This window comes from Stenotrophomonas koreensis (assembly GCF_001431525.1).
In the GTDB taxonomy this organism is placed as follows: Bacteria; Pseudomonadota; Gammaproteobacteria; order Xanthomonadales; family Xanthomonadaceae; genus Stenotrophomonas; species Stenotrophomonas koreensis.
Genome location: NZ_LDJH01000031.1, coordinates 34453 through 57176, shown reverse-complemented (window position 1 = coordinate 57176; position 22724 = coordinate 34453). Strand labels below are relative to the sequence as shown.

Genomic DNA, 22724 nt, shown 5'->3' with positions numbered 1-22724 from the left:
GCTCACAAGGAAGTTGATATGTCGATGCGGAATCTGATCGGCCCGTTGCTGGCACGCGGTATCCAGCTGTCATTGATGCTGGGCCTGACCCTGTCGCCCTTGTCGCTGGCACGGTCAGCCGAAGAGCCTGTTGTCGATCTGTCGGCCAAATTCGCCGATGCCGATCCACTGACCAGGTTCGCTCACCGTGCGGCATGGGTCCATGTGTCGTGTCTGCAACGCCATCCGCAGCAGGCCGCCGCGTGGGAGCGCGCCGTTCAGCAGTTGCTTGAGCCTGATCGCCGTAGCCAATCGCTGCCGGGGCTGGATCCGGAAACCACCGTGCCATTATCGGTGGCTCATTGTGAGTACGAGATGGCGTTGTGGTCGACGCTTGATCGCAGTGATGCCCATGTACTGGCGGAATTGCTGGAAGAGGTGGCACTGCAGCGTCTGGATGATGCCTGGATGGACAACCCTCGGCGGTTGGTGCTGGGCATTGTCTTCATGCCCTTCGGGGTGCCCCAGGTGGACAGCCTGCATCCGCAAGGGCCGGCACAGCAGGCTGGGCTCAAGCCGTTGGATCAGTTGTTGTCCATTGATGGTGTCCGTGTGGCCAGTATCAGCGGTTTTCATGTCCAGCTGGCCAGGGCCATACCGGGCAAGGCATTGAGGGTGATCTGGAAGCGGCATTCATCCGCTGGCACGCAGCAACATGAAGCCATGATGGTTCCGGTGACATGGGCGCAGTTGTCACAAGCGGCGGATTGAGGCAGCGGACAGGCACGCTGGCATGCGACATGCGACAATGCGCGCTGGCGGAGTCGGCCAGACAGTCGCGTCACCCCTTGCGGGTGCCGAGGAAAGTCCGGGCTCCACAGGGCAAGGTGCCAGGTAACGCCTGGGCGGCGCAAGCCGACGGAAAGTGCAACAGAAAGATACCGCCTACGTTCCTTTCGAGGAGCCGGCAAGGGTGAAATGGTGCGGTAAGAGCGCACCGCGAGTCTGGCAACAGACCGGCACGGCAAACCCCACCTGGAGCAAGACCAAATAGGGATCCATTGGCGTGGCCCGCGCTGGATCCGGGTAGGTTGCTTGAGCGGCACGGTGACGTGCCGCCTAGAGGAATGACTGTCCACGACAGAACCCGGCTTATCGGCCGGCTCCGCCTCCTGACCCACAGCGCCCTGTCGTCACGACAGGGCGTTTTTTCATCCTGCGACGCTGGTGGCGACAAACTGGCCCTGGCCATCGAAGAGCCAGTGGTCCTGACCGGCGGGCACGCCATCGGCGGCAAACCGGCGTTCGATCAGGAAGCCGGCACCGCTCTGGTCGATGCCCACGATGGTGCTGGCACGGGTGCCGTAGTCGCGTCCGCGGAGGAATACCGGGGCCAGGCTGCGCTCACGCGGCATGCCCACGCCGGTGTCAGGCAGCTGTGCATCGTCGGGCTGTCGCTCATCGGCCAGCGCCTGCCACAGCGTGTCCAGGCTGTCCTGTCCCTGCTGCAGCCACTGCTGCAGGGCAAGGCGCAGGTGCTCGCTCTTGGGCCAGCGGCTGTTGAGCCGGGCGTTGGACAGTGCGTGGATGCCGCTGGCCAGTGCCTGCCGCTGCGGCGGGTGGTTGCCCAGATAGCGGCAATCGCCGGCATCGGCCAGCAGCAGGTTGAAGGGTGGGTACTGGTGGGCCTGGCTGGCCAGCGCAGCGGCATGCTCGTCCGCGCTGGCCCCGGCCTGCAGGTAGGCGGCCACCAGCGCGCCGCGCGACGGGCCGTCCTGGCGTGCCTGCGGGTCGCGGACATTGGTCAGTACGGCCAGCCGCCCGCGGCCATCGGTGGCCAGCCAGCTGCCGCCGGCGCGCAGGTCGCGCCCGCCCAGCAACGGCGCGTCGGCCCACGGCGCCGAGGCGGCCGTGGGGCGGTCATGGAACTCATCGCGGTTGCCGATCAGCAACAGCCGCCAGCGCGGATGGGCCTGCCAGGCCAATGCAAGAACACACATCGGCAAAGTGTGGCGGTTTGCGCAGTAGCCGGCCAGCGCTGGCTGGGCGGGCGTTGGCTGCGGCGGCTTCCTTCACCCCGTCTGCATGGTGCTGAACACCTGTGAAATTTAGAAAGCTCAGGCGAAACAGCGACTTGTGGATAAGCTTTGAACAAGTCTCTAAAGATTGTTGCAAATCATTGATCGGGAAAGTGATTTTCCCTGGGAAAAGTTGTTGACAAGGGGGGCGGCGCTGCTAAGGTGGGCTCAAGCGGGAATTTCGGGTTTTTTGTGGGTTTTCGTGGTTCAATAATTCACTGAAAAAAACATGGGTGGGTACAGCGATCGTGTTCCAGGGTGAGACGGCCATCACTGTTGACGACAAGGGGCGCATGACGGTTCCGACCGCGCAGCGCGACCTGGTGTCGTCAGCCTGTGGCAACCGCCTGGTGCTGACCTACAACCCGTTCGAGCACGGTTGCCTGTGGCTGTACCGGCCCGCAGCGTGGGAGAAGGTGCGTGACGATCTGCTGGCCCGCCCGAACATGAGCAAGACCGTACGCACCCTGCAGCAGAAGCTGGTGGGTTCGGCGGCGCACCTGGAGCTGGACGGCAATGGTCGTATCACGCTGCCCCCCAGCCACCGCAGTGCGGTGGGCATCGAAAAGAAAGCGGTGCTGATGGGAATGGGCGACAAATTTGAACTGTGGAGCGAGCAGGCGCATCGCGCGCTGATCGCACAGACGCTGGATGACAGCGATCTGGGCGATGACCTGCTCGACCTGAGACTGTGAGCCAGGGGGCCGGGATGCGTGAGCAACCGCACACCGGTCACCCTTCGGCGCAGCCGCCGGCACAACATCTGCCGGTGCTCTACGCCCAGGTCCTTGACGGCCTGAGGGTGATCGAAAATGGAACTTACCTGGACGGCACGTTCGGGCGTGGCGGGCATGCCGGGGGCGTGCTGCGCCTGCTCGGGCCGCAGGGTCGGCTGTTGGTCATGGACAAGGATCCGGAGGCGATTGCGGTTGCCGAGCGCGATTTCGCTCCCGACCCGCGCGTGGCGATCTTCCGCGGCTCCTTCGCCGACCTGCTGGCCTGGCCGGAAACGGCCGGCGGGCTGGATGGCGTGCTGTTCGACCTGGGGGTGTCCTCGCCGCAGCTGGACGTGGCCGAGCGCGGCTTCTCCTTCGGCAAGGATGGCCCGCTGGACATGCGCATGGACCCGGAGTCCGGCGTCAGTGCCGCGCAGTGGCTGGCCACCGCCAGCGATGCTGAAATTGCCGACGTGCTGTGGCACTACGGTGAGGAGCGTGCCAGCCGCAAGATCGCCCGTGCGATCGTGGCCCAGCGCGAGAAGACCCCGCTGACCCGCACCGCGCAGCTGGCCGAGCTGATCAACCAGGTGGTGCCGCGCGGCAAGGACAAGTCCAACCCGGCCACGCGCAGCTTCCAGGCCATCCGCATCCACATCAACCGCGAGCTGGCCGATCTGGAAGCCGGGCTGGAAGCAGCCGTGGCCCGGCTCAAGCCCGGTGGCCGGCTGGCGGTGATCAGCTTCCATTCGCTGGAAGACCGCATCGTCAAGCAGTACTTCAACAAGCTGGCCAAGGCACCGCCGGGCAACCGCCGGATGCCGGTGGAGTCCGGTTTCGTGCCGACCCTGGAATTGATTGGCGGTGCGATCAAGGCCGACGAGGCCGAGTTGGCTGCCAATCCGCGTTCGCGCAGCGCCGTGCTGCGCGTGGCACAAAAGGTGGGGGTACGCTGATGGCCCGCCTGCTGCTGGTGATCCTGCTGGTTGCCACCATCGCTTCGGCGGTGGCCGTGGTGCACAAGCGGCACCAGCATCGCCAGTTGTTTGTCGAGTTGTCGCGGCTGGAGCAGCAGCGCGATGAGCTGAACATCGAGTTTGGCCGCCTGCAGCTGGAACAGGCCACGTTGACCCAGGCCGGGCGCGTGGACCACTTGGCTCGCACCCGGCTCGGGATGAAATTTCCCGAGGCGGCCGACATCGTGGTGGTGCGCCAATGAGCGGACGCAAGCACAAGGGACGGGTCTTCAACCAGCGCGGGCGACTGCTGCTGGTTGGTTCGGTTCTGGGCCTGTGTGCGGTCAGCCTGGTGGCCCGCGCGGCCTATGTCCAGCTGGTCAACAACGCCTTCTACCAGCGCCAGGGCGAGGCGCGTTTCCTGCGTGAGGTGCCGATTCCGACCTCGCGCGGGATGATCACCGACCGCAACGGCGAGCCGGTGGCCGTGTCCACCCCGGTGGCCTCGATCTGGGTCAACCCGAAAGAGCTGCTGCTGCATCCGGAGCGGATCGGCGAACTGGCCCAGGCCCTGGCGCTTTCTCACGAGGAGCTGACCCAGCGCCTGGCGCAGAAGGCGGACAAGGAGTTCATGTACGTGCGCCGCCGGATCAACCCGGACCAGGCGCAGCGCGTGCTGGACCTGAAGATCCCCGGCGTGTTCTCCCAGCGCGAGTTCCGGCGGTATTACCCGCAGGGCGAGGCGCTGGCGCATGTGCTGGGCTTTACCAATATCGATGACCAGGGCCAGGAAGGTCTGGAGCTGGCCTTTGATGAATGGCTCAGCGGCAAGCCCGGTGCCAAGAAGGTCATCCGCGACCGCAAGGGCGCGATTGTCGAGAGCATCGACCTGGTGCGTGCGGCTGAACCGGGGCGTGACCTGACCCTGAGCATCGACCGCCGCATCCAGTTCCTGGCCATGCGCGAGCTGCGCAATGCGGTGACCCAGAACAAGGCCGCCGGTGGCTCGGTGGTGGTGATGGACGTGGCCACCGGCGAGGTGCTGGCGATGGCCAACCTGCCCACCTACAACCCCAACGCGGTGGGCAGTGCCAGCCCGGATGCCCGGCGCAACCGCGCCGTCACCGATCTGGTCGAACCCGGCTCGACGATGAAGCCGTTGACCGTGGCCGCGGCGCTGCAGGCCGGTGTGGTCACGCCCGAGACGGTCTTTGATACCAACCCCGGCTACATGGCGGTGGGGCGTTACACCATCCGTGACGTGCCGCGCAACAACGGTGTGCTGACCACCACCGGGGTGATCACCCGTTCGTCCAACATCGGTTCGGCCAAGATCGCCGCCCAGATGCCGGACCGGGTTTTCTATGACAGCGTGCGCCAGTTCGGCTATGGCCAGCTGCCGGGCAGTGGTTTTCCGGGCGAGTCGGCCGGGGTGGTGCCGGTGCCGGGCACCCCGAACTGGTATGGCAGCACCAAGACCACCATGTCCTACGGCTATGGCCTTAACGTGACCCCGCTGCAGATGGCGCAGGCCTTTGCCACGCTGGGCAATGGTGGCCAGCTGGTGTCGCCAACCTTCATCCGTGGCCAGAGCGCTGCCGAACGCAACGTGCGCCAGGTGGTGGACCGTGAGGTTGCCAACCAGGTGGTGCAGATGATGCAGACCGTGGTTACCAACGGCGGTGCCAAGCAGGCCGGCATCCTCGGCTACCACGTGGCCGGTAAAACCGGAACGGCACGTAAAGCCGGTCCGGGCGGCTATGTGCGCGGCCGTTACAATTCCCTGTTTGCCGGCCTGGTGCCGGCATCCAACCCTCGATTCGCGACTGTGATTGTCATCAATGATCCCCAGGGCAGCTCGTATTACGGCGGCCTGGTGGCCGCGCCGGTATTCCACCATGTGATGGAAGGCGCGCTGCGGCTGATGGATGTTCCCCCCGACAATATCGATGCCTGGCTGGCCGCCCAGGCCGACGGCAAGCTCGGCCATAGCGCCAGCGTGCTGCCGGCGGCGCCGGATCCGGCCCTGGTGCCCGATGCCGGGGCCGAGCTGGATGCGGTGCTGCCGCAGGCCTTGCCCGAAGGGGCGATCCCATGAGCCGCACACTGGCGCTGGCCCGGCTGCTGCCCGATATCGCCGACGTTGGCGATATTGCCGTGTCTGGCCTGGTACTGGACAGCCGCGACGTGCGCCCCGGGGATGCCTTTGTCTGCGTGGCAGGTTTCGGCGCGCACGGGCTGAATTTTGTCCAGCAGGCCCGTGCCAACGGCGCGGTGGCCATCCTGTATGACCACCCCGCGCCGGAAGGCATCGCGGTGCCGGCCGATGCGATTGCCGTGCCTGGCCTGCGCGCGCGCATGGGCGCGCTGGCTGACCAGTTCCACGGCCAGCCCTCGCGCAGCATGACGATGGTCGGGGTCACCGGCACCAACGGCAAGACCTCCACCGTGCAGTTGCTGGGCCAGGCCTGGCAGCGGCTGGGCATCACTTCCGGTTCGATCGGCACCCTGGGTGTTGGCCTGTACGGCCAGGTGGTGCCGACCGGGTTCACCACGCCGCTGGTGTTGCAGATGCACCAGGTGCTGGCGCAGCTGCGCGATGCCGGCGCCAGCGCCACCGCGATGGAAGTCAGCTCGCATGCGCTGGACCAGGGCCGGGTGGATGCGGTGCATTACGACATTGCGGTGTTCACCAACCTCACCCGTGACCACCTGGACTACCACGGCAGCATGGACGCCTACGGTGCGGCCAAGGCGCGGCTGTTCCAGCGCCCCGGCCTGAAGGCGGCGGTGATCAACCTGGACGATGCCTACGCACCGACGCTGCTGGCGCTGCTCGACCCGGCAGTGGCCGTGGTCGGGGTGTCCTCGCGTGGCGCCGCCAGCGCGCGCCTGCAGGCTGCCGACATCGTCATGGACAGTGCCGGGCTGCATTTCCAGCTGCGTGCCGATGGCCAGCAGGCCGCGGTGGACTCGCCGCTGCTGGGCCGTTTCAACGTCGACAACCTGCTCGCCGTGGCTGGGGTGCTGCTGGCCCAGGGCCAGCCACTGGCCGTCATCGCCAGCCTGCTCGGCCAGCTGCGACCGATCAGCGGGCGCATGAACAAGCTCGGTGGCCAGGCCGGTCAGCCGACCGTGGTGGTCGATTACGCCCATACCCCCGATGCCCTGCTGCAGGCACTGAGCAGCCTGGAAGACCACGTCGACGGCCTGCTGGCCTGCGTGTTCGGCTGTGGCGGTGACCGCGATGCCGGCAAGCGCCCGCAGATGGCCGCCATCGCCGAGGCACATGCCGACCGGGTCATCGTCACCGATGACAACCCGCGCAGCGAGGACGGCGATGCCATCGTGGCCGACATCCTGGCTGGCTTTGCCCGCCCGGAAACGGTGGCCGTGCAGCGCGACCGCGCGCTGGCCATCGACAGCGCGATTGCCACGGCCAGCGCCGGCGATGTGGTGTTGATCGCCGGCAAGGGCCACGAGCCGTATCAGGAAATCAACGGGGTCAAGCATCCCTTTGATGACAGCCAGGTCGCACAGCAGTGCCTGGACCTGCATTTTTCCACCCACCACGGAGAGCGGCCATGAGGCGTACGCCGCTGTCGATGCTTGCCCACTGGGCCGGTGGCAGCCTGCACGGGGAGGACGTGGCCATCGATGGCCTGTCCAATGACAGCCGTGCGATCGTGCCGGGTAGCCTGTACCTGGCCCTGCGTGGCGAGCGCTTTGACGGGCATGAATTTGCCGCTGCCGCGCAGGCGGCCGGTGCCGCCGCGCTGCTGGTCGAGCGGCTGCTGCCGATCGAGCTGCCGCAGCTGCTGGTGGACAACAGCGAGCAGGCCCTGGCGCGGATTGCCGCGGCCATCCAGGCCGACCGCCGCACCGAAGTGTTCGCCATCACCGGCTCCAACGGCAAGACCTCGGTCAAGACCCTGCTCAGCGCAATCCTGGGCCATGCCGCGCAGGTGCAGGGCAGGCAGGTCTACGCGACGCCGGGCAACCGCAACAACGAGATCGGCCTGCCGCTGGCAGTGATCGACGCGCCAGAGGACGCGGACTGGGCCATCTACGAGATGGGCGCCGGCAAGCCCGGTGACATTGAATACCTGACCGTGATCGCGCCGCCGCGCTATGCGCTGGTCAACAACATCGCCGCCGCCCACCTGGAGCGGATGGGCAGCCTGCTCGGCGTGGCCGACACCAAGGGCGCGATCTACCGTGCGCTGCCGGCCGACGGGGTGGCGGTGATCAATGCCGACGAGGCATTTGCCCCGTGGTTTGAACAGCACTGTGTCGGCATCCCGGCCCGCTGCAGGGTGCTGCGTTTTGGCCTGGACCTGCCGGCCGAGGTCACTGCACGCGCCATCCAGACCGATGCCGCCGGCAGCCACTTCGTGCTGGTCACCCCGGCCGGGCAGGCGCAGGTGCAGCTGGCCCTGCCGGGCCGCCACAACGTGGCCAATGCACTGGCCGCGGCCAGCCTGGCGCTGGCCGCCGGGGTGCCGCTGGCCCAGGTCGCCGAAGGCCTGGGCCAGGCCCGGCCGGTGGCCGGGCGCCAGGTGGCGCACACCCTGGCCAACGGTGCGGTGCTGGTCGATGACAGCTACAACGCCAACCCCGGTTCGCTGGCCGCAGCCATTGCCAGCCTGGCCGCCAGTGGCCAGCCCGGCTGGCTGGTGCTGGGCGACATGCGCGAGCTCGGCCCGCAGGCGCGCGCACTGCATGCCGCCGCCGGCGAGCAGGCGCGCAGCGCCGGCCTGGCCCGGCTGTGGACCCTGGGCGAACTGGCCGATGCTGCCTCTACTGCCTTTGGCGAGGGCGGGCGGCACTTCGCCAGCCATGCCGAACTGGCCGCGGCGCTGGCCGCCGAACTTCCCGCTGCTGCGCGCTGCCTGGTCAAGGGCTCGCGTGGCAGTGCCATGGACAAGATTGTGAGCGCGCTGCTGGCGCGCGACGAGGGAAATAATCATGTTGCTTGAGTTGGCCCGTTGGCTGCAGCAGCTCGATGAGCTGTTCCGGTTGTTCAACTACATCACCTTGCGCGGCATCCTGGCGGCGCTGACCGCGCTGGGGTTGAGCCTGTGGCTGGGGCCGTGGGCGATCGCCCGCCTGGCCCAGCTCAAGGGCCAGCCGATCCGTACCGATGGCCCGAAGAGCCACTTTTCCAAGGCTGGCACCCCGACCATGGGCGGGGGCCTGATCCTGCTGGCGATCACCATCTCGACCCTGCTCTGGGGCGACCTGCGCAACCGCTATGTCTGGGTGGTGCTGGTGGTGATGCTGTGCTTTGGCGCGATCGGCTGGTACGACGACTGGATCAAGATCGCCAAGCGTGACCCCAACGGCCTGAAGTCCCGCTACAAGTACCTGCTGCAGTCCATCTTCGGCCTGGCCGCGGCGGTGTTTCTGTATCTGACCGCCGATGTGCCGGCCGCGCTGACCTTCTACATCCCGATGTTCAAGTCCATCGCGCTGCCGCTGGCCGGGCTGAGCTTCATCGCCATTGCCTATTTCTGGATCGTCGGCTTCTCCAATGCGGTCAACCTGACCGACGGCCTGGACGGGCTGGCGATCATGCCCACGGTGATGGTGGCCTGCGCGCTGGGCGTGTTTGCCTATGCCTCCGGCCATGCCGAGTTTGCCCGCTACCTGCAGATTCCCTCCATTCCCGGTTCCGGTGAGCTGGTGATCATCAGCGCGGCCATTGCCGGTGCAGGGCTGGGCTTTCTGTGGTTCAACACTTACCCGGCAATGGTGTTCATGGGCGATGTCGGTGCGCTGGCGCTGGGCGCGGTGCTCGGCACGATGGCGGTGATCGTGCGCCAGGAGCTGGTGCTGGTGGTGATGGGCGGCATCTTCGTGATCGAGACGCTGTCGGTGATGATCCAGGTGGCCAGCTTCAAGCTGACCGGCAAGCGCGTGTTCCGGATGGCACCGATCCACCACCACTTCGAGCTGAAGGGCTGGCCGGAGCCGCGGGTGATCGTGCGCTTCTGGATCATCTCGGTGGTGCTGGTGCTGATCGGCCTGGCCACGCTGAAGGTGCGCTGATGAGCGAACTGTCGTCCCAGGCAACCCGGATGGAGGCCATCGGCGGCACGTATGACCGCTGGCTGCTCGGTGCTGCGCTGGCACTGGCGGCCATCGGCGTGATCATGGTGGCCAGTGCCTCGGTGGCCCTGGCCGGTGACCCGACCTATTACCTCAAGCGCCACCTGGTGCACCTGGTCCTGGGCGTCGGCATGGCCATTGCGGCGATGAAGGTCGAGTTGCGCAAGGTCGAGGAATTCAACAAGTGGCTGCTGATCGGCTGCTTTGTACTGTTGTTGCTGGTCATGGTGCCCGGTCTGGGCCACAGCGTTAACGGTGCGCGGCGCTGGGTGCGCCTGCCCGGGCTGGGCAGCTTCCAGATGGTGGAGGCGGTGAAGGTGCTCTACATCGTCTGGCTGGGCAGCTACCTGGTGCGCTTTGCCGATGAGGTCAATGCCACCTGGCTGGCGATGATCAAGCCGGTGGGGGTGGTGATTGCCCTGGTCGCCATCCTGTTGATGCAACCGGACTTTGGTTCCTCGATGCTGCTGCTGGGCATTACCGCCGGCATGCTGGTGCTGGGCGGGGCGCAGATCAAGCGCATGCTGCTGCCGATCCTGCTGCTGCTGCCGCCGTTGGCCGCGCTGGTGATCCTGGAGCCGTACCGCATGCGCCGGGTGACCTCGTTCATGGACCCGTGGGCCGACCAGCTCGGTTCGGGTTACCAGCTGACCAATGCGCTGATGGCCATCGGCCGCGGCGAGTGGACCGGGGTGGGGCTGGGGGCTTCGATCCAGAAGCTCAACTACCTGCCCGAGGCACATACCGATTTCATCTTCTCGGTGCTGGCCGAGGAAACCGGCTTCCTCGGCGTGTGCGTGGTGATCGCGCTGCTGGCGCTGCTGATCGGCCGCGCGCTGTGGCTGGGCATGCAGTGCGTGGACCAGCGCCGCCACTTCTCCGGCTATGTCGCCTACGGCGTGGCGCTGTGGCTGGCGATGCAGGCGTTCATTTCGATCGGGGTCAACCTGGGCATGTTGCCGACCAAGGGCCTGACCCTGCCGCTGATTTCCTCCGGTGGTTCCAGCGTGATGATGACCTGCGTGGCGGTGGGCCTGCTGCTGCGGGTGTCCTGGGAATACCAGCGGGCCGTGCGCCGGCAATCCTGGCGGGTGGCCGGCGGGCTGGACGATGCACCGGCCGTGCCCGCAGACGAGTACGAGCCGGCGATCACGCCGGCACCGTTGAGTGCGACCGCGGTGGCCGCACGGATGCAGGGCGGCAATGCCGTCCGCGGCACCAGCCGGCTGCAATCACGGGTTGAACCCAGCTTTGGAGAACTGCGATGAGCGCGCCGATCAGCCAGGCCGATGCCCGTCCGGTGGTGATCATGGCCGGCGGTACCGGTGGCCATATCTTCCCGGGCCTGGCGGTGGCCAGGGAGCTGCGTGCGCGTGGCGTGCCGGTGACCTGGCTGGGCGCGGCCGGGGCGATGGAAACCCGGCTGGTGCCACCGCAGGGCATCGCCATCGATACCCTGCCCATTGCCGGTATCCGCGGCAAGGGCAAGCTGGCCCTGCTGGGTGCACCGTTCCGGATCATGCGGGCGGTGCGCGCGGCCGGTTTTGCCCTGCGTGCACGCAACCCGCGCGCGGTGGTCGCCTTTGGCGGCTTTGCCTCCGGCCCCGGCGGCCTGGCCGGGCGTCTGCTCGGGGTGCCGTTGATCGTGCATGAGCAGAACCGTGCCCCGGGCATGACCAACCGCATCCTGGCGCGTTTCTGCCGCCGCCTGCTGGTCGGTTTTCCGGGCAGTTTTGCCGGTGGCGAAGAGCTGGTCGGCAACCCGGTGCGGGCTGAAATTGCCGCCATTGCCGCTCCCGAACAACGCCTGGCTGGCCGTGGCGGCCCGCTGCGGGTGCTGGTGGTGGGTGGCAGCCAGGGCGCACGCGTGCTCAACCAGGCCGTGCCGGCGGCGGTGGCCGCGCTGGCCGGCCAGGCGCAGTTCCAGATCCGCCATCAAAGTGGCGAGAAGCTGTTTGCCGAAGCGCAGGCGGCGTATCAGCAGGCCGATGTGGCCGCTGAAGTCAGCCCGTTCATTGCCGATATGGCTCAGGCATTTGCCTGGGCGGACCTGGTGGTGTGCCGGGCGGGGGCCTCGACCCTGGCCGAGCTGTGCGCGGTCGGGGTGCCGGCGGTGCTGGTGCCGTTCGCCGCCGCGGTGGATGACCACCAGACCCGCAATGCGCAGTACCTGGTCGAACACGGCGCGGCGGTGCTGCTCAAACAGGACGCTGGATTGGCGGCCGCCCTGCAGCAGACGCTGCAGCAATTGCATGACGATCCGGCGCGCCGCATGGCGATGGCACAGGCGGCACGTGGCCTGGCCCGTGTCGATGCGGCAGCGCGGATCGCAGACATCATTTTAGAGGAATCCACGATGACAACCGGCAACGGCAACAACGCTTCCGGCAAGCAGGTACAGGCATGAGCCGTCGCCTGCACGATACCCAGGACCTGGTCCGCGCCTTCCCGCGCGTGCACTTCGTCGGCATTGGCGGCACCGGCATGAGCGGTATCGCCGAGGTGATGCTGACCCTGGGCTATGAGGTTTCCGGTTCGGACAATGCCGACAACGCCGCCACCCGCCGCCTGGCGCGGCTGGGCGCACGGATCATGCGCGGGCATTCGGCCGCCAATGTGCTGGGCACCGACTGCGTGGTGGTGTCCAGCGCGATCCGCGCCGACAACCCCGAGCTGATGGAGGCGCGCAGCCAGCGCATTCCGATCATGCCGCGTGCGGCGATGCTGGCCGAACTGATGCGTTTCCGCCGCGGCATCGCGGTGGCCGGCACCCATGGCAAGACCACCACCACCTCGCTGACCGCCGCGGTGCTGTCCGAAGGCGGGCTGGACCCGACCTTCGTCATCGGTGGCCAGCTGCTGGCGGCCGGTGCCAATGCCAAGCTGGGTTCGGGCCAGTGGCTGGTGGCCGAGGCCGACGAGAGCGATGGCAGCTTCCTGCGCCTGAATCCGCTGGTGGCGATCATCACCAATATCGATGCCGACCACCTGGAAAACTATGGCAACGATTTTTCGCGGGTACAGGCCGCGTTTGCCGAATTCCTGCAGCGCCTGCCGTTCTACGGCCTGGCCGTGCTCTGCCTGGATGACCCGGAAGTGGCGGCGCTGGCCGCGCAGACCCCGCGCCATGTGATGAGCTATGGCACCGTTGACCAGGCCGACGTACGCGCCGAGGACATCGTCCAGGATGGCGGCCGCATGCACTTCACCCTGTGCCTGCCCGAAGGCAGCCGCACCGCGGTGACCCTGGCCCTGCCGGGACGCCACAACGTGCTCAATGCGCTGGCCGCCGCTGCCGTGGGTTGGCAGCTGGGCGTGGACCCGCAGCACATTGCCAGCGCACTGGAGAAGTTCCAGGGCGTGGGCCGCCGCTTCAATGACCTGGGCGAGGTGACCACTGGACGTGGTGCCACCGTGCGCGTGGTCGATGACTACGGTCACCATCCGCGCGAGCTGGCGGCGGTGTTTGCCGCCGCCCGTGGTGGCTGGCCGGACAAGCGGCTGGTGGTGGCCTTCCAGCCGCACCGCTACAGCCGTACCCGCGACCAGTTCGATGCCTTCGCCGCGGTGCTCTCCGATGTCGATGCGCTGGTGCTGTGCGAGGTGTATCCGGCCGGTGAGGCGCCGATTCCCGGCGCCGATGCCAAATCGCTGGCCCGCGCCATCCGCGCCCGTGGCCGCAGCGAGCCGGTGGTGGTCGGGCAGGCCGCCGACCTGCTCTCGGTATTGCCCGATGTGCTGCACGACGGCGACCTGCTGTTGCTGATGGGCGCCGGTGATATCGGCGGCATGGCCCAGCAGATCATCAGCGATGGCTTCATCGAGGCCGGTACTGCGTGAACACCCTCCCGTCCCCGCACCGTCGTCAGCGCACACCGGCCCATGCCGGTGGCAAGGCGTGCGTGCACGTGGCGGAGGTGTGCCGATGAATGTGTTGCTGCGGCTGTTGCTGTGGGTGCTGGCGCTGGCGGTGGTGGCATTGCCGGTGGTGGCGGTGCTGGGCGGCTGGGTCGGGGCTGACCGCTGGCCGCTGGCGCGGCTGCGGGTGCATGCGCCGATGGCCCAGGTCAGCGCCGAACAGGTGCAGTCCATCGTGCTGCCGTATGCGCAGACCGGTTACTTCGCTGTCGACCTGCAGGGGGCACAGGACGCCCTGGAAGCCCTGCCGTGGGTGGAATCGGCCAAGGTGCACAAACTCTGGCCGGACGTGCTGGAAGTGACCCTGGTCGAGCATCAGCCGCTGGCGCGCTGGGGCGATGACCGCCTGCTCTCGGTGCAGGGCAAGTTGATTGCCATTCCCGAAGGGCTCGATGTCAGTGCACTGCCGGACCTGGGCGGCCCGGATGCGCAGACCGAACAGGTGCTGGAGCTGCATGCCTTCGCCAGTGAGCTGTTTGCACGCAGCGGCCAGCCGCTGCAACGGCTGCGCATGGATGCCCGCGGCAGCTGGGAGCTGCGCCTGGCCGGGGACATCGACGTGGTGCTGGGCCGTCACGATGCGCGCAGCCGGCTGCAACGTTTTGCCCGCGTGCTGCCGCAGCTGGTAGCCGCGCAGAAGGCGCCGATCGTGCGCGCCGACCTCCGTTACACCAATGGTTTCACCCTGAGCTGGGGTGAGGCCAAAGCCTCCGCAAAGCAGGACAGGACATGAATCGCAAGGGTGACAAATCGCTGATTGTCGGCCTGGATATCGGCACCTCCAAGGTGGTGGCCTTGGTCGGTGAGTATTCGCCGGGCAATCCGATTGAAGTGATTGGGATTGGTTCGCACGAGTCACGCGGGCTCAAGCGCGGCGTGGTGGTGGATATCGAATCCACGGTGGAATCGATCAAGCGCGCGGTCGAAGAAGCCGACCTGATGGCCGGCTGCGAGATCCGTTCGGTGTATGCCTCGATCTCCGGCAACCATGTGCAGTGCCGCAACTCGCAGGGGCTGCAGCCGATCCGCGAAGGCGAGGTCACCTGGGCCGACCTGGACCGGGTGCTGGATGCGGCCAAGGCGGTGGCCATTCCGGCCGACCAGCGCATCCTGCATGCGATCCCGCGCGAGTACGTGCTGGATGATTCGCAGGAAGGCATCCGCAACCCGGTCGGGATGACCGGCGTGCGCCTGGAGGTGCATGCGCACCTGGTCACCTGCGCCCAGTCGGCGGCACAGAACATCACCAAGTGCGTGCAGCGCTGCGGCCTGCAGGTCGATGACCTGGTGCTGTCATCGCTGGCTTCCTCGGTGGCGGTGTTGACCGCCGACGAGCGCGAGCTGGGCGTGGTGCTGGTGGACATGGGCGCCGGCACCACCGACATCTCGGTCTATGTGCAGGGCGCGCTGTGCCATTCGGCCTCGCTGCCGATTGCCGGCGACCATGTCACCAATGACATCGCACACATGCTGCGCACGCCGACCCCGGAGGCCGAGCAGATCAAGGTGCGTTACGCCTGTGCGCTGGCCCAGCTGGCCACCGCCGAGGAAAGCATCCAGGTGCCCAGCGTCGGTGACCGTCCGCCGCGGCGGATGCCGCGCCACTCGCTGGCACAGGCGGTGCAGGGGCGCTACGAGGAAATCTTCGAGATGGTCCAGGCCGAACTGCGCCGCTCCGGTTTCGAGGAGCTGGTGCGCGCCGGGGTGGTGCTTACCGGTGGCGCTTCCAAGATGGAAGGCGTGGTCGAACTGGCCGAGGAAATGCTGCAGATGCCGGTGCGCATCGGCATTCCGCAGCATGTTTCCGGGCTGGGCGAAGTGGTCGGCAACCCGGTGTATTCCACTGCGGTCGGGCTGCTGCTGATGGGCAGCCAGCTGGAACATCCGCGGCGGCCGTCACTGCCGTCCGGACGCGCAGGATCGGTGTTGAAAAAATTGAAATCCTGGTTGGAAAATTTCTGATCAGGCCAGCGGCAGGCAAGGCGATGAACGCAGTACCCGGCAGTACCGATGCAGTGCACGCCCATCCCGCCGGGATGAGCGACTACAACTGAAAACGGCCGCGGCACGGCCATCGACGGCAGGCAGGAAGCCTGCCCACGATGGACACCGACCACGGTTTTACCCTGAGGACAAAGACATGGCGCATTTCGAACTGATCGAAAAAATGGCACCCAATGCGGTGATCAAGGTGGTTGGCGTGGGCGGCGGCGGCGGCAACGCCGTGGCGCACATGGTCAACGGCAGCGTGGAGGGCGTGGAGTTCATCATCGCCAACACCGACTCGCAGGCGATCACCAAGTGCGGTGCCAAGACCCAGCTCAAGCTGGGTGAGAACGTGACCAAGGGCCTGGGCGCCGGCGCCAATCCGGAAGTCGGCCGCCAGGCCGCGCTGGAAGACCGCGAGCGCATCATGGACGCGCTGCAGGGTGCGGACATGGTGTTCATCACCGCCGGCATGGGCGGTGGTACCGGTACCGGTGCCGCCCCGGTGGTGGCACAGCTGGCCAAGGAAATGGGCATCCTGACCGTGGCCGTGGTCACCAAGCCTTTCCCGTTCGAAGGCCGCCGCCGCATGCAGGTGGCGCTGAAGGGCATCGAGGAGCTGAGCCAGCACGTCGATTCGCTGATCACCATCCCGAATGAAAAGCTGATCACCGTGCTGGGCCGCAACGCGACCATGATCCAGGCCTTCCGCGCCGCCAACGACGTGCTGCAGGGCGCGGTGCAGGGCATTGCCGACCTGATCGTGCGTCCGGGCCTGATCAACGTCGACTTTGCCGACGTGCGCACGGTGATGAGCGAGATGGGCCTGGCGATGATGGGTACCGGCACCGCGCGCGGTGATGACCGTGCCCAGGCCGCTGCCGAGGCCGCGATCCAGAACCCGCTGCTGGACGATGTCAACCTGGCCGGTGCCAACGGCATCCTGGTCAACATCACCGCCGGCCCGGACTTCACCATGAGCGAGTTCGACGAGATCGGCCGCACCATCGACAGCTTCGCCTCCGAAGATGCCACCGTGGTGCTGGGTACCGTGCTCGATCCGGACATGCAGGACGAAGTGCGCGTCACCGTGGTCGCCACCGGCCTGAACAGTGTTGCCGCCAAGGTTGCCCCGCGTGGCAGCGAGCGCAGCCAGATCAAGCTGGTGCGCAACGCCACCACCGGTGCGGCCGAATTCGGCGACATCGATGCCGATGCCAACAGCGCACGCAGCAACATCAATTCGCTGGCCACCGGCCTGCGTCGTGCCAGCACCGATAGCGGCTCGGGCGCATCGGGCGCCGGCAACGGGGCTGCCGACCTGCCGCCGGACTACCTGGACATCCCGGCGTTCCTGCGCCGTCAGGCAGACTGAAGACTGCCCGGGCGGGCTTGTCCCCCCGTTACGATGTGCCATGTCCAGACCAGCCACCATCACGCCAGGACCGGCGTGGTGGTGGCCAGTCGCCGTTTCCTGTTCAGCCAGGGTGGGGGAGGGGTGCATGGTATTCTTCGCGGCTGCAATGGCCTGGCCGTTGCTACCTGTCCTTACGTAATTCTGCGACCTGCCGATGATTCCCCAACGCACTTTGAGCAACACGATCCGCGCCACCGGTGTGGGCCTGCACAGTGGTGACAAGGTCTACATGACCCTGCGCCCGGCCCCGGTGGATACCGGCATCGTGTTCCGTCGCGTTGACCTGGAACCGGTAGTGGAAGTGCCGGCGCGTGCCGAGCTGGTCACCGAAGTCACCCTGTGCACCGGTCTGACCTGCGACAACGCCAAGATCCAGACCGTCGAGCACCTGATGTCGGCCCTGGCCGGCTTGGGTGTGGACAACTGCATCATTGAACTGTCCTCGGCCGAGCTGCCGATCATGGATGGCTCATCGGGTCCGTTCGTGTTCCTGCTGCAGTCGGCCGGGATCAGCGAGCAGAACGCGGCCAAGCGCTTCATCCGCGTGCTCAAGACCGTGGAAGTCACCGAAGGCGACAAGGTCGCCCGCTTCACGCCGTATGACGGCTTCAAGCTCGGTTTCACCATCGCCTTCGACCACCCGGCCATTCCGGCCAAGCAGTCACGCGTGGAGCTGGAATTCTCCACCGCGGCCTACATCAAGGAAATCGCGCGCGCGCGCACCTTCGGCTTCATGCGCGACCTTGAATACATGCGCGAGCGCAACCTCGGCCTGGGCGGCTCGATGGACAATGCGATCGTGCTGGATGAATTCCGTGTCCTCAACGAGGATGGGCTGCGTTTTGCCGATGAATTCGTCCGCCACAAGATCCTGGACGCCATCGGCGACCTGTACCTGTCCGGTGGCCAGATCCTCGGGGCATATGAGGGTTACAAGTCCGGCCATGCGCTCAACAACAAGCTCGCCAGGGCCTTGCTGGCCGATGCCAGTGCCTGGGAATGGGCCAGTTTCCAGCAGGCCGGTGCGCAGGCCCCGGTCGTGGCCTACGGCGCTCCCGCCTACGCCTGAGCCACCACGGCCAGGGGCGAACAGGCGTCACGGTTCTGTGAATATCACCGGGATCGTGACCTGAATCGCACGGAAAAATAACGTTTGCATAACATTTGAGCCAAGGCTGGCCGCTAGGATGCGAGCGGCCCCGATGGTGTGGACATTGTCTTCACATCATCGGCTGGGATCCAGCTGCGACCGGATTCCTTCAGCGGTCCTTCGACGATGTGGGGTTCAGGACATCGTCAAGGGCAGCCAGCGCATCACGCAGGCCGTTACGCGTGGTGGGGCTTACGGCAGCTGGACCATTGTGCGGCGCGGGCGTCTGGGGGCGCAGCGGTGCACTGGCTGTCTTGATGGTCACCCTGGTGACCTTCAGCCCGATGGAGCGGGCCGCGTCGATCAGCGTATTTTCGGCAAGCCGCAGACGGGCATGCCATAGCGGGGATTGGACGAGAAAAACGAGGTGTTCGCCGTCCACATTGGCGAGCCGGCATTGGCCGGCCAGCGTTGGGGGCAGGTGGCCACGCAGGGTGCGATCCAGTTCGTCAAGCCAGAGGGCACGGCGCAACGGGTTGCCTGACCTGCTGGACATCACCGCATCCAGTGCCCGAACAGGCGCTGTCGCGGGGCGGGGATCGGATTTCGGCTCAGACATAAGAAGTACTCAATGACGTCACCAAAGATCGTAATCAAAACCCGGGCAGGTAAGCACAGTGGCGTATTAACGCGGGTGCTGGCGCTGTTCGAAGACCGCCCGGCCATGGTGCTGGGGGCGACCCTGGCACTGGGTGCCCTGGTGGGTGTGGGGGCCGGTGCCGCTACCGGCGTTGCCGGCGATGCGCTGCTGCAGGCGCGCCTGGCCGAGCAGGAGCAGGAACTGGCGCAGGTCCGTGCCCAGTCGCAGGCCGAGGTCAATGCCCTGGCGGCACGGATGGCCGAACTGCAGGCCCAGGCCACCCGGCTCAACGCCCTGGGTGAGCGCCTGACCCAGATGGGCGAGCTGGCCGATGGCGAGTTCGATTTCCAGGAAACCCCGGGCGTGGGTGGTGGTGAAGACAGCGGTCCGCTGCAGGATGTGCGCATGGACGAGGTCAATGCCGACCTGCACAGCCTCAGCGCCAGCTTCGAACAGGCCGGCAGGCAGCTGGGCGTGCTCGAATCGCTGCTGTTCGACCAGCAGCTGCAGCGCGATGCGCTGCCGACCCGCCTGCCGATCCACAACAGCTACGTCACCTCCGGTTTCGGCTCGCGCAATGACCCGTTCGGTCGTGGCCGAGGCAACCACAAGGGCCTGGATTTCAGCGCCCGGGTCGGTGACCCGGTGCTGTCGGTGGCTGACGGTGTGGTCAAGTTCTCCGGTGTCAACGGTGCCTACGGCAATGTGGTCGATGTCGACCACGGCAATGGCTATCTCACCCGTTACGCCCACAACTCGCGCCTGAGCGTGCGCCAGGGCGACCTGGTCCGGGCCGGGCAGGAGATCGCCAAGGCCGGTTCCACCGGCCGTTCCACCGGTGCGCATGTCCACTTCGAGGTCTGGGAAAACGGGGTGGCGGTCAATCCGCGCAAGTTCCTCGGTACCGGCGGCAATACCCCGGTGCGCCGCGGCTGACCCGACGGCTTGAAAATCTCTGGCCCGGCCCCAGTTACAATGGGTCCTTGCCAGCAACAGGGCGCACTGCGCCCTGTTTCGTTTATGGTGTTGGTTTGTCTGCAGGCCATCACCGCCTGGCACCTTTTTCCAACCGGTTCCTTCAATGATCAACAGTCTGCTCACCCGCGTTTTTGGCAGCCGTAACGACCGCCTGTTGCGCCAGCTCAACCGTATCGTCGTCAAGATCAATGCTCTGGAGCCGGAGCTGGAAAAGCTTTCCGATGCCGAGCTCCAGGCCAGGACGCCGCAGTTCCGCGAGCGGATTGCCGCTGGCGAGTCACTGGACAAGCTGCTGCCGGAAGCCTTCGCGGTCTGTCGCGAGGCCAGCCGCCGGGTGATGGGCATGCGCCATTACGACGTGCAGCTGATTGGCGGCATGGTGCTGCACATGGGCAAGATCGCCGAAATGCGCACCGGTGAGGGCAAGACCCTGGTGGCCACGCTGCCGGTCTACCTCAATGCGCTGGAAGGCAAGGGCGTGCATGTGGTCACCGTCAATGACTACCTGGCCCGGCGTGACGCGGCGCAGATGGGCAAGCTGTACAACTGGCTGGGCCTGAGCGTGGGCGTGGTCTATCCGGGCATGGCCCATGCCGACAAGGCGGCCGCCTATGGCGCCGACATCACCTACGGCACCAACAACGAATTCGGGTTTGACTACCTGCGCGACAACATGGCGCTGGCCCTGCGCGACCGTCACCAGAAGGGGCTGCATTACGCCATCGTCGACGAAGTCGACTCGATCCTGATCGACGAGGCACGCACCCCGCTGATCATCTCCGGCCCGGCCGACGAGTCGCCGGAGCTGTACATCCGCGTCAACCGCATCGTGCCCAACCTGGTGCGCCAGGAAACCGAGGAAGGCGAAGGCGATTTCTGGGTCGACGAGAAGGGCAAGCAGGTCTATCTGTCCGAAGCCGGCATGGAGCATGCCGAGCAGCTGCTGCGCGAGGCCGGGATCATTGCCGATGACAGCGAAGGCGGCCTGTACGCAGCAAGCAACCTGAGCGTGGTCCACCACCTCAATGCCGCGCTGCGCGCCCATGCGATCTACCAGCGCGATGTCGACTACATCGTCCGCGATGGCGAGGTGATCATCGTCGACGAGTTCACCGGGCGTACCCTGGCCGGGCGGCGCTGGTCCGACGGCCTGCACCAGGCGGTGGAGGCCAAGGAAGGGGTGCCGGTGCAGCGCGAGAACCAGACCCTGGCCTCGGTGACCTTCCAGAACCTGTTCCGCATGTACGGCAAGCTGGCCGGCATGACCGGCACCGCCGATACCGAAGCCTATGAGTTCCAGAGCATCTACGGCCTGGAAGTGACGGTGATTCCGACCAACCGCCCGACCCAGCGCAAGGACCACCCCGACCAGGTGTTCCTCAACCGCAAGGGCAAGTTCAACGCGGTGCTGGAAGACATCAAGGACTGCGCCGCGCGCGGCCAGCCGGTGCTGGTGGGTACCACCTCGATCGAAGTTTCCGAGATGCTGTCCCAGCACCTGACCCAGGCCGGGGTCAAGCACGAGGTCCTCAACGCCAAGCAGCACGAGCGCGAAGCGCAGATCGTGGCCAATGCCGGCATGCCGGCTGCGGTGACCATCGCCACCAACATGGCCGGCCGTGGTACCGACATCGTGCTTGGCGGTTCGCTGGAAGCCGAGCTGCAGGCGCTGGGCGAGGACGCCAGCGAGGAGCAGAAGGCCGCGGTCAAGGCCGCCTGGCGTGAGCGCCACGAGGCGGTCAAGGCCGCCGGTGGCCTGCACATCATCGGTACCGAGCGTCACGAGAGCCGGCGTATCGACAACCAGCTGCGTGGCCGTTCCGGCCGCCAGGGTGACCCGGGCTCGTCCCGTTTCTACCTGTCGCTGGAAGACAACCTGATGCGCATCTTCGCCTCTGACTGGGTGCAGAAGGCGATGCGGATGATGGGCATGAAGGAAGACGAGGTCATCGAAAGCGCGATGGTGACCAAGCAGATCGAAAAGGCCCAGCGCAAGGTCGAGTCGCACAACTTCGACATCCGCAAGAACCTGCTCGATTTTGACGATGTCAACAACGACCAGCGCAAGGTGATCTACGGCCAGCGCGACGAGCTGCTGGAAGCCGAATCGATCAAGGACACCCTGGACGGCATCCGTTCGGACGTGGTGTATGGCCTGGTCGAGCGTTTCGTGCCGCCCGAATCGGTGGATGAGCAGTGGGACCTGGCCGGGCTGACTGCCGCCCTGGATGCCGAGCTGGGCGTGCAGATGGACGTGGCCGCACTGGTGGCCGGCAGCAGCGAGATCGATGCCGAAGGCATCGCCGAGGCGGTGCAGAAGGTCGTGGCCGAGCACATGGACGCCAAGGAAGCGGCTGTGGGTGCCGAGACCATGCGCGCGCTGGAAAAGCACATCATGCTCACCGTGGTCGACCAGGCCTGGAAGGAGCACCTGGCGCGGATGGATTACCTGCGCCAGGGCATCTACCTGCGTGGCTATGCGCAGAAGCAGCCCAAGCAGGAGTACAAGAAGGAAGCCTTCGAGCTGTTCAGCCAGATGCTGGAGCGGGTCAAGACCGATGTCATCACCATGGTCAGCCGCGTGCGCATCCGCAGCGAGGAGGAGGTCGCCGCACTGGAGGCGCTGGAGCGCCAGCAGGCCGAGGCGCGGCTGCAGATGTCGCAGTTCCAGCACGCTGACAGCGGTGGCCTGGGTGCCGATGAGGAAGCGGCCGAAGTGGCGCAGGCCGCGCTGGCCGCCGGCCAGGATCCGAAGGTGGGGCGCAATGATCCCTGCCCCTGCGGCAGTGGCAAGAAGTTCAAGCACTGCCATGGCCAGCTGAGCTGACCACCTCGGACCACGACAAGACCCCGCC

The 22724-nt window shown here is 66.5% G+C and carries 19 protein-coding genes and 1 other RNA gene; 18 read left to right on the top strand and 2 right to left on the bottom strand.

What is annotated here, in order from left to right; all coding sequences use genetic code 11:
• Window positions 1-18 precede the first annotated feature (18 nt).
• Window positions 19-750, top strand: a complete 732-nt coding sequence (locus ABB25_RS13570) for a PDZ domain-containing protein (RefSeq protein ID WP_152981237.1) — start codon at window positions 19-21, stop codon at window positions 748-750.
• Between the two features lie 49 nt (window positions 751-799).
• Window positions 800-1150: RNase P RNA component class A (gene rnpB / locus ABB25_RS13735), an RNA gene on the top strand.
• A gap of 40 nt (window positions 1151-1190) precedes the next feature.
• On the opposite strand, the gene ABB25_RS13565 is transcribed toward rnpB, so the two are convergent.
• Complete coding sequence (locus ABB25_RS13565; protein ID WP_057667680.1) at window positions 1191-1979, bottom strand: NRDE family protein; 789 nt, start codon at window positions 1977-1979, stop codon at window positions 1191-1193.
• 326 nt (window positions 1980-2305) lie between these two features.
• Here ABB25_RS13565 and mraZ point away from each other — a divergent pair, with 326 nt between their 5' ends.
• From mraZ to lpxC, 14 genes are all read left to right on the top strand, one after another.
• Window positions 2306-2752 (top strand): division/cell wall cluster transcriptional repressor MraZ, encoded by a 447-nt coding sequence (gene mraZ, locus ABB25_RS13560; protein ID WP_057667678.1) that lies wholly within the window; start codon window positions 2306-2308, stop codon window positions 2750-2752.
• Between the two features lie 14 nt (window positions 2753-2766).
• Window positions 2767-3729: a 16S rRNA (cytosine(1402)-N(4))-methyltransferase RsmH gene (gene rsmH / locus ABB25_RS13555; RefSeq protein ID WP_057667676.1), complete on the top strand. Its 963-nt coding sequence runs from the start codon at window positions 2767-2769 to the stop codon at window positions 3727-3729.
• Window positions 3729-3992 (top strand): cell division protein FtsL, encoded by a 264-nt coding sequence (gene ftsL, locus ABB25_RS13550; protein ID WP_057667674.1) that lies wholly within the window; start codon window positions 3729-3731, stop codon window positions 3990-3992. The genes rsmH and ftsL overlap by 1 nt, the downstream gene beginning before the upstream one ends.
• Window positions 3989-5827 (top strand): peptidoglycan D,D-transpeptidase FtsI family protein, encoded by a 1839-nt coding sequence (locus ABB25_RS13545; RefSeq protein ID WP_057667673.1) that lies wholly within the window; start codon window positions 3989-3991, stop codon window positions 5825-5827. The genes ftsL and ABB25_RS13545 overlap by 4 nt, the downstream gene beginning before the upstream one ends.
• Window positions 5824-7317, top strand: coding sequence for a UDP-N-acetylmuramoyl-L-alanyl-D-glutamate--2,6-diaminopimelate ligase (locus tag ABB25_RS13540; RefSeq protein WP_057667671.1), 1494 nt, complete (start codon window positions 5824-5826; stop codon window positions 7315-7317). The genes ABB25_RS13545 and ABB25_RS13540 overlap by 4 nt, the downstream gene beginning before the upstream one ends.
• On the top strand, window positions 7314-8708 hold the full coding sequence (locus tag ABB25_RS13535; protein ID WP_057667668.1) for a UDP-N-acetylmuramoyl-tripeptide--D-alanyl-D-alanine ligase: 1395 nt from the start codon (window positions 7314-7316) through the stop codon (window positions 8706-8708). Before ABB25_RS13540 ends, ABB25_RS13535 begins: the two co-directional genes overlap by 4 nt.
• On the top strand, window positions 8698-9780 hold the full coding sequence (gene mraY / locus ABB25_RS13530; RefSeq protein WP_057667667.1) for a phospho-N-acetylmuramoyl-pentapeptide-transferase: 1083 nt from the start codon (window positions 8698-8700) through the stop codon (window positions 9778-9780). Before ABB25_RS13535 ends, mraY begins: the two co-directional genes overlap by 11 nt.
• Complete coding sequence (gene ftsW, locus ABB25_RS13525; protein ID WP_057667666.1) at window positions 9780-11108, top strand: putative lipid II flippase FtsW; 1329 nt, start codon at window positions 9780-9782, stop codon at window positions 11106-11108. Before mraY ends, ftsW begins: the two co-directional genes overlap by 1 nt.
• Complete coding sequence (gene murG, locus ABB25_RS13520; RefSeq protein WP_057667665.1) at window positions 11105-12247, top strand: undecaprenyldiphospho-muramoylpentapeptide beta-N-acetylglucosaminyltransferase; 1143 nt, start codon at window positions 11105-11107, stop codon at window positions 12245-12247. Before ftsW ends, murG begins: the two co-directional genes overlap by 4 nt.
• The gene (gene murC / locus ABB25_RS13515) at window positions 12244-13680 is read left to right on the top strand and encodes a UDP-N-acetylmuramate--L-alanine ligase (RefSeq protein WP_057667664.1); all 1437 of its coding nucleotides are present in this window, start codon (window positions 12244-12246) and stop codon (window positions 13678-13680) included. The genes murG and murC overlap by 4 nt, the downstream gene beginning before the upstream one ends.
• A gap of 85 nt (window positions 13681-13765) precedes the next feature.
• Window positions 13766-14491: a cell division protein FtsQ/DivIB gene (locus tag ABB25_RS13510; protein ID WP_057667743.1), complete on the top strand. Its 726-nt coding sequence runs from the start codon at window positions 13766-13768 to the stop codon at window positions 14489-14491.
• A complete protein-coding gene (gene ftsA, locus ABB25_RS13505) occupies window positions 14488-15720 on the top strand; it encodes a cell division protein FtsA (protein WP_057667662.1) in 1233 nt (410 codons plus the stop codon). Before ABB25_RS13510 ends, ftsA begins: the two co-directional genes overlap by 4 nt.
• Before the next feature lie 178 nt (window positions 15721-15898).
• The gene (gene ftsZ / locus ABB25_RS13500; protein WP_057667660.1) at window positions 15899-17119 is read left to right on the top strand and encodes a cell division protein FtsZ; all 1221 of its coding nucleotides are present in this window, start codon (window positions 15899-15901) and stop codon (window positions 17117-17119) included.
• 196 nt (window positions 17120-17315) lie between these two features.
• Entirely contained in the window at window positions 17316-18230 is a 915-nt protein-coding gene (gene lpxC, locus ABB25_RS13495; RefSeq protein ID WP_057667658.1) for a UDP-3-O-acyl-N-acetylglucosamine deacetylase, read from the top strand.
• Window positions 18231-18420: 190 nt separating this feature from the next.
• Here lpxC and ABB25_RS13490 read toward each other — a convergent pair whose 3' ends face one another.
• A complete protein-coding gene (locus ABB25_RS13490) occupies window positions 18421-18870 on the bottom strand; it encodes a DciA family protein (RefSeq protein WP_057667656.1) in 450 nt (149 codons plus the stop codon).
• Between the two features lie 12 nt (window positions 18871-18882).
• Between ABB25_RS13490 and ABB25_RS13485 the strand changes: the two genes are divergently transcribed.
• Window positions 18883-19827 carry a M23 family metallopeptidase gene (locus ABB25_RS13485; protein WP_057667655.1) on the top strand — a complete coding sequence of 315 codons (945 nt, stop codon included), beginning with the start codon at window positions 18883-18885 and terminating at the stop codon, window positions 19825-19827.
• 145 nt (window positions 19828-19972) lie between these two features.
• Window positions 19973-22696, top strand: coding sequence for a preprotein translocase subunit SecA (gene secA, locus ABB25_RS13480; RefSeq protein ID WP_057667654.1), 2724 nt, complete (start codon window positions 19973-19975; stop codon window positions 22694-22696).
• Window positions 22697-22724: the final 28 nt, after the last annotated feature.

Bases quoted from the DNA above. Each gene is read 5' to 3' on its own strand.
- ABB25_RS13540 (WP_057667671.1), top strand. From the start codon at position 5,824: ATGAGCCGCACACTGGCGCTGGCCCGGCTGCTGCCCGATATCGCCGAC.
- ftsL (WP_057667674.1), top strand. From the start codon at position 3,729: ATGGCCCGCCTGCTGCTGGTGATCCTGCTGGTTGCCACCATCGCTTCG.
- murG (WP_057667665.1), top strand. From the start codon at position 11,105: ATGAGCGCGCCGATCAGCCAGGCCGATGCCCGTCCGGTGGTGATCATG.
- murC (WP_057667664.1), top strand. From the start codon at position 12,244: ATGAGCCGTCGCCTGCACGATACCCAGGACCTGGTCCGCGCCTTCCCG.
- rsmH (WP_057667676.1), top strand. From the start codon at position 2,767: ATGCGTGAGCAACCGCACACCGGTCACCCTTCGGCGCAGCCGCCGGCA.
- ABB25_RS13565 (WP_057667680.1), bottom strand. From the start codon at position 1,979: ATGTGTGTTCTTGCATTGGCCTGGCAGGCCCATCCGCGCTGGCGGCTG.
- ABB25_RS13570 (WP_152981237.1), top strand. From the start codon at position 19: ATGTCGATGCGGAATCTGATCGGCCCGTTGCTGGCACGCGGTATCCAG.
- ABB25_RS13545 (WP_057667673.1), top strand. From the start codon at position 3,989: ATGAGCGGACGCAAGCACAAGGGACGGGTCTTCAACCAGCGCGGGCGA.
- secA (WP_057667654.1), top strand. From the start codon at position 19,973: ATGATCAACAGTCTGCTCACCCGCGTTTTTGGCAGCCGTAACGACCGC.
- ftsW (WP_057667666.1), top strand. From the start codon at position 9,780: ATGAGCGAACTGTCGTCCCAGGCAACCCGGATGGAGGCCATCGGCGGC.
- ftsZ (WP_057667660.1), top strand. From the start codon at position 15,899: ATGGCGCATTTCGAACTGATCGAAAAAATGGCACCCAATGCGGTGATC.
- ABB25_RS13510 (WP_057667743.1), top strand. From the start codon at position 13,766: ATGAATGTGTTGCTGCGGCTGTTGCTGTGGGTGCTGGCGCTGGCGGTG.
- ABB25_RS13490 (WP_057667656.1), bottom strand. From the start codon at position 18,870: ATGTCTGAGCCGAAATCCGATCCCCGCCCCGCGACAGCGCCTGTTCGG.
- ftsA (WP_057667662.1), top strand. From the start codon at position 14,488: ATGAATCGCAAGGGTGACAAATCGCTGATTGTCGGCCTGGATATCGGC.
- ABB25_RS13535 (WP_057667668.1), top strand. From the start codon at position 7,314: ATGAGGCGTACGCCGCTGTCGATGCTTGCCCACTGGGCCGGTGGCAGC.
- ABB25_RS13485 (WP_057667655.1), top strand. From the start codon at position 18,883: ATGACGTCACCAAAGATCGTAATCAAAACCCGGGCAGGTAAGCACAGT.
- lpxC (WP_057667658.1), top strand. From the start codon at position 17,316: ATGATTCCCCAACGCACTTTGAGCAACACGATCCGCGCCACCGGTGTG.
- mraY (WP_057667667.1), top strand. From the start codon at position 8,698: ATGTTGCTTGAGTTGGCCCGTTGGCTGCAGCAGCTCGATGAGCTGTTC.